Genomic DNA, 4,048 nt, shown 5'->3' with positions numbered 1-4,048 from the left:
GGTGGGGCGGGTGGGACTCGAACCCACGGCCGACGGATTATGAGTCGCCAGGTTCCAGTCTGGCTCACTCCGGATGACTCTGGAAGCCCTGTAAATCAGGGGCTTTCATCGGCTCCCCCTCCGGCTGACTCCGGTAATTCTGGGAGCCTGCGGGATCTCCGCTCACGCACCGCTCACGCAAACCCTCGGGTTCCGAAGTGGTCTGACCTGCGCGAATTCCATTGTCCCGTACCCGCCCGCGCACGGCAATGGGCACACGAAACAGCCCCCGCCTGGTGTGACGGGGGCTGCTCTTCCGGTCGGCCAGAACGACGGGGTACGCCGACCGGACCCGGTCCCGCCCGCACCCGGCCGCCGCCGACGCGAGTACGAGCGGGGGTCTCAGCGCTGGCGCGCGGCTTCCTCGGCCATCGCCCGTCGGTGTTGTCCGCCGCGGCTGCGCGCGGGCGGCTGGCACGCCTCGTCGCCGAGGACATGGGCGTACATGTCGGGTCGGGCGCCGGACATGGAGTGCCCGTCCGCGACGACGATCCCTTCGCCGACGATGGCCTGGTCGCAGTCGATGCAGATCTTCATCGGGCAGCCTTCCACGCCCGGCCGAGCGTCGTGGCGTTGTCGCACGTCTTGCTGGCGCGGCACGTCGCGCACCGCTCGGTGTGAATGATCAGCGCACGGTACGCGCGGTCTTCGGCGGTGAGGGGCTGTTCGGTGGTGGTCATCGTGTCCGTCCTTCCCAGCAGGTCAGGCAGCAGCGGGGGAACCAGGTGGCGCAGACGAACGCCGGATCGGGCCGGGGGCCAAGGTCGTGGGCGTCGCCGGGCGTCAGCAACGATGCGCACCAGACGCAGCTGGCGCCGCGCTGCTGTGCGTCGGACAGCGTCGCCGGATTCGGCAGATCAACCAGAGCGGTCATGCGGTCGGCGCCTCCCGTCGCGGTGAGTACGGAGACCGTAGGGACGCTGCGTGCGTGCACACCACGGATGTGCAGAAGTGTGCACATCGGTCACACGTGCGGGTGCATGGCTGCTTCTGGCTCTTGACCCGTTGCAGCCGCCGGTCCGACCCTGGTGCACACAACTGCACAGCCCGGCTACCGGAGGTCAGCATGTCGCTACTGTTCATCGGGATTGACCCCAGCACCGGGGACAAACAGAGCCCGACCGTGTGGGTCGACGAGGACAGCAGGGAGCTCGTGTTCCAGGGATGGAAGCCGAGCCCCGAACTCGAAGCCGAGGCCGCCGCCTTCACCGTCCCCGGCCACGCCGTAGGGATCCCGGAGAATGAGGCCGTCATCCGAATCCCCGCCAACATGGTGGACATGATCAGGGAGGCATGCGATGTCCTCGAACGAACCGACCTTCGATGAACTGATCGCCGGTTGCCGGACAGCCGTACATCTGGAGATGCGCGACACCTACGCCGTCGACTACGAGGAAGGCCCCTTCGCCGACTGGCGCGCCGGCCACCGTTACGACCCTGCCGACCGGGCCTCCTGGTGGCGGCCGTGGCTCGACCTGATCCAGGACACCGTGGGTCGTGGCGCCCTCGTCCAACGGGCCCGCATCGTGTCCGAACCCGTCAGCGAGTACACGCAGTTCCTCTACGACGGGACGTTCACCAACGTCGCGGCCGGCGAGCAGGTGCGGTGGCTGCCCCGCCGCCAGGCATCCGATATTGCTCTACCGGGCAACGACTTCTGGCTGTTCGACGACGAGTGGGTCCACTGGAACCACTTCTCCGGTGACGGCGCCTCGCTCGGCGAGGAGATCACCAACGACCCGGCGGCGGCCAAGCTGTGCACCGAAGCCTTCCGCGCTGTGTGGGCCCGGGCGATCCCGCACGAGCAGTTCAAGATCCGCTAGCAGAAGCGCCGGCAACTCGATGCCCATCTCTCCTTCGTCGTCCGCCCAAGCCGCCCGCGACACCGTGGCGCGCCGGCTGCGCGACCTGCGCAAGGGGGCAGGGCTCACCGTGGTTCAGCTGGCAGCCCAGTGCGGCTGGCACCACGCCAAGACGTCCCGCATCGAGAACGGGCGAACCGCTCCCTCGGCGTCGGACATAAGGCGCTGGGCTACCGCGTGCGGCGAGGCCGACCAGACGGCCGACCTGGTCGCCCAATCCCTGAACGCGGAGACGGCCTACCAGGAATGGCGCCACCAAGTGCGCGCCGGCATGAAGCAACTGCAGGACAGTTGGGTGGACTTCTTCCGGTCCACCCAACTGTTCCGGGTGTACTCGCCAACGCTGGTGCCTGGGCTGCTGCAGTCGGAGGGGTACGCCGCCGCGCTGCTCTCCAGCATCGCCGAGTTCCGGGGCCTCCCCGTCAACGACGGCCCGGAAGCCGGCGCTGCCCGGGTGGAACGCTCACAGGTGATTCGCGAGCCGGGACGAAGGTTCGTCTTCCTCATCGAGGAGGCGGTGCTCGGTTACCAACTGGGCGACTCGGACACGATGGCCGCCCAGCTCGGCTACCTCCTGACCGCAGGTGCGCTACCGGCGGTGTCGCTGGGCATCATCCCCTCGGCAACTTGCGCACGGGGCATGTGGCCGCAGGAGGTGTTCCACGTCTACGACGACAACTTCGTGTCCGTGGAACTGCTGTCGGCGCAGGTCAACATCACCCAGCCCTCGGAGGTCGAGCTCTACGTCCGGGCCTTCGAGAAGCTGCGGGGCCTGGCCGTGTACGGGGCCGATGCCCGTGCCCTGATCGTGAAAGCGATCGACGCACTCGGCTGACCCCGAACACGACGAATCGCCCCCGCCCCGGCATGTGGCCAGGACGGGGGCGTGGACTACTCGATGCTGTAGGGGATGAGCTCCCGGGGGATTTCCTCGGGTATCTCGTTGCGTGCGGCCAGGCGTCGGTTCGCCCGGCGGATGATCCGCATGGACTGGCGGAGGAGTTTCTCCAGCGTGGTGACCTCGATCTTCTTTGTCTCGACCACGTTCGTGAGGTGGTCGACCTTGGCCTCCAGCACCTCGAACCGGCGCCAGATCTCCGGGCTGACTCGCAGCTCGTCGGCGTCGCCCGCGTCGAGCGGCATCCGCTCGTTGGTGGGTGCCGGCCGTGGTGTGGAGATTCGGGCCACGAGCACCGACCCGATGAGCCCGACCACGGCGATCACTACGCCGAGCACGGTGCCGTCACCGCCCACTGTGCCCCCCTCTCTCGCACGTACAGATACGCCTCTGGCCCCCTGTCAGCGCCGCGATGATCGCGATGAGTAGGACGATGGCCCCGTATACGGGGACGGTGGCCCAGCCCGGGGCGTACCGGCCGATGACCGCTGCTGTGGCGTAGGACAGCGCCCACACGGCTGGTGGGAGGCTGATCGCGCCGAACCCCCAGACGTCCCGGCCGGGGCGCGCGGCCCCGGCGGCCAGGCCGAGGATGCCGCAGCCGATCCACACCCCGCCCCAGCCCTGGAGGCACATCAGGCTGATCAGCGGTCCGGTCGCTGCGCGGACGGCCGGCCGGTCGGTGAGGAGCAGGCCGAGACCGACGACGACCCAGGCGGCGCCAGTCCCGGCCAGGGCGAGGCCACGCCACCCAAGGTGCCGCCACAAGGCGGCGCGCACTACACCCCCCGGGCGAGGGACGCCGAGTTGGTGACGTCGCGCCAGCGGGCGACGAGTCCCTTCACGAGGGAGGTGGCTGCGGCGACTCCGGCGACGCCGGCGGCCTGCCACATGCCGATGTCGAATGGCTCGGTGAGGACGAGGCCACCGACGAACGCCTGGAGGCCGGTGGAGACGACGCGCTCGGCGAGGTCGCGGCCGTAGGTCTTCGCGGTCTTGATGACGGTCTCGGCGGTGGGCAGCAGGGGATCGGTCATGGTCAGGACTCCTTCGTGAGTGCGGCGACTTCAGTCCGCAGCTGGCGGACCTCGTCGAGGATGTGGGCGAGGTAGTACCCGGCGGCGTGCTCGACGCGGCCGGACGTGGTGCCCTTGGCGGTGGTGCCGATCTCACCGATCGCGGTGAGGTTGGTGTGCAGGGCCGCGACCCTGCTGTCCGTGGTGGCCACGACGGGGGTTCCCTTCGACGG

The 4,048-nt window shown here is 69.0% G+C and carries 10 protein-coding genes; 3 read left to right on the top strand and 7 right to left on the bottom strand.

What is annotated here, in order from left to right; genetic code table 11:
* Positions 1–381: 381 nt before the first annotated feature.
* Genes ACFYPN_RS33655 through ACFYPN_RS33645 form a run of 3 tightly spaced genes read right to left on the bottom strand, consistent with a single transcriptional unit; the run spans position 382 to position 913 of the window.
* A complete protein-coding gene (locus ACFYPN_RS33655; RefSeq protein ID WP_389303704.1) occupies positions 382–576 on the bottom strand; it encodes a hypothetical protein in 195 nt (64 codons plus the stop codon).
* A complete protein-coding gene (locus tag ACFYPN_RS33650; RefSeq protein WP_389303702.1) occupies positions 573–719 on the bottom strand; it encodes a hypothetical protein in 147 nt (48 codons plus the stop codon). The genes ACFYPN_RS33655 and ACFYPN_RS33650 overlap by 4 nt, the downstream gene beginning before the upstream one ends.
* Complete coding sequence (locus tag ACFYPN_RS33645; RefSeq protein WP_389303699.1) at positions 716–913, bottom strand: hypothetical protein; 198 nt, start codon at positions 911–913, stop codon at positions 716–718. The genes ACFYPN_RS33650 and ACFYPN_RS33645 overlap by 4 nt, the downstream gene beginning before the upstream one ends.
* 192 nt (positions 914–1,105) lie before the next feature.
* Here ACFYPN_RS33645 and ACFYPN_RS33640 point away from each other — a divergent pair, with 192 nt between their 5' ends.
* The 3 genes from ACFYPN_RS33640 to ACFYPN_RS33630 are packed head-to-tail and all read left to right on the top strand — an operon-like array spanning position 1,106 to position 2,736.
* On the top strand, positions 1,106–1,366 hold the full coding sequence (locus ACFYPN_RS33640; protein ID WP_389303697.1) for a hypothetical protein: 261 nt from the start codon (positions 1,106–1,108) through the stop codon (positions 1,364–1,366).
* Positions 1,338–1,862 carry a DUF6879 family protein gene (locus tag ACFYPN_RS33635; protein ID WP_389303695.1) on the top strand — a complete coding sequence of 175 codons (525 nt, stop codon included), beginning with the start codon at positions 1,338–1,340 and terminating at the stop codon, positions 1,860–1,862. Before ACFYPN_RS33640 ends, ACFYPN_RS33635 begins: the two co-directional genes overlap by 29 nt.
* 19 nt (positions 1,863–1,881) lie before the next feature.
* Positions 1,882–2,736 carry a helix-turn-helix domain-containing protein gene (locus tag ACFYPN_RS33630; protein WP_389303692.1) on the top strand — a complete coding sequence of 285 codons (855 nt, stop codon included), beginning with the start codon at positions 1,882–1,884 and terminating at the stop codon, positions 2,734–2,736.
* A gap of 56 nt (positions 2,737–2,792) precedes the next feature.
* Here ACFYPN_RS33630 and ACFYPN_RS33625 read toward each other — a convergent pair whose 3' ends face one another.
* The 4 genes from ACFYPN_RS33625 to ACFYPN_RS33610 all read right to left on the bottom strand — a co-directional run.
* On the bottom strand, positions 2,793–3,155 hold the full coding sequence (locus ACFYPN_RS33625) for a hypothetical protein (RefSeq protein WP_389303689.1): 363 nt from the start codon (positions 3,153–3,155) through the stop codon (positions 2,793–2,795).
* Positions 3,145–3,567 (bottom strand): hypothetical protein, encoded by a 423-nt coding sequence (locus ACFYPN_RS33620; RefSeq protein ID WP_389303687.1) that lies wholly within the window; start codon positions 3,565–3,567, stop codon positions 3,145–3,147. Before ACFYPN_RS33620 ends, ACFYPN_RS33625 begins: the two co-directional genes overlap by 11 nt.
* A gap of 11 nt (positions 3,568–3,578) precedes the next feature.
* Entirely contained in the window at positions 3,579–3,836 is a 258-nt protein-coding gene (locus ACFYPN_RS33615; RefSeq protein WP_389303685.1) for a hypothetical protein, read from the bottom strand.
* A gap of 2 nt (positions 3,837–3,838) precedes the next feature.
* Positions 3,839–4,048, bottom strand: a 210-nt coding sequence (locus ACFYPN_RS33610) for a hypothetical protein (RefSeq protein WP_389303683.1), incomplete at its 5' end; no start/stop codon positions are given.

It is taken from the genome of Streptomyces sp. NPDC005576, assembly GCF_042871745.1.
Lineage (GTDB): Bacteria > Actinomycetota > Actinomycetes > Streptomycetales > Streptomycetaceae > Streptomyces.
Note: the sequence above shows the minus strand (reverse complement) of the source record. Positions and strands in the feature narration are given on the sequence as shown.

Bases quoted from the DNA above. Each gene is read 5' to 3' on its own strand.
- ACFYPN_RS33655 (WP_389303704.1), bottom strand. From the start codon at position 576: ATGAAGATCTGCATCGACTGCGACCAGGCCATCGTCGGCGAAGGGATC.
- ACFYPN_RS33650 (WP_389303702.1), bottom strand. From the start codon at position 719: ATGACCACCACCGAACAGCCCCTCACCGCCGAAGACCGCGCGTACCGT.
- ACFYPN_RS33645 (WP_389303699.1), bottom strand. From the start codon at position 913: ATGACCGCTCTGGTTGATCTGCCGAATCCGGCGACGCTGTCCGACGCA.
- ACFYPN_RS33640 (WP_389303697.1), top strand. From the start codon at position 1,106: ATGTCGCTACTGTTCATCGGGATTGACCCCAGCACCGGGGACAAACAG.
- ACFYPN_RS33635 (WP_389303695.1), top strand. From the start codon at position 1,338: ATGTCCTCGAACGAACCGACCTTCGATGAACTGATCGCCGGTTGCCGG.
- ACFYPN_RS33630 (WP_389303692.1), top strand. From the start codon at position 1,882: ATGCCCATCTCTCCTTCGTCGTCCGCCCAAGCCGCCCGCGACACCGTG.
- ACFYPN_RS33615 (WP_389303685.1), bottom strand. From the start codon at position 3,836: ATGACCGATCCCCTGCTGCCCACCGCCGAGACCGTCATCAAGACCGCG.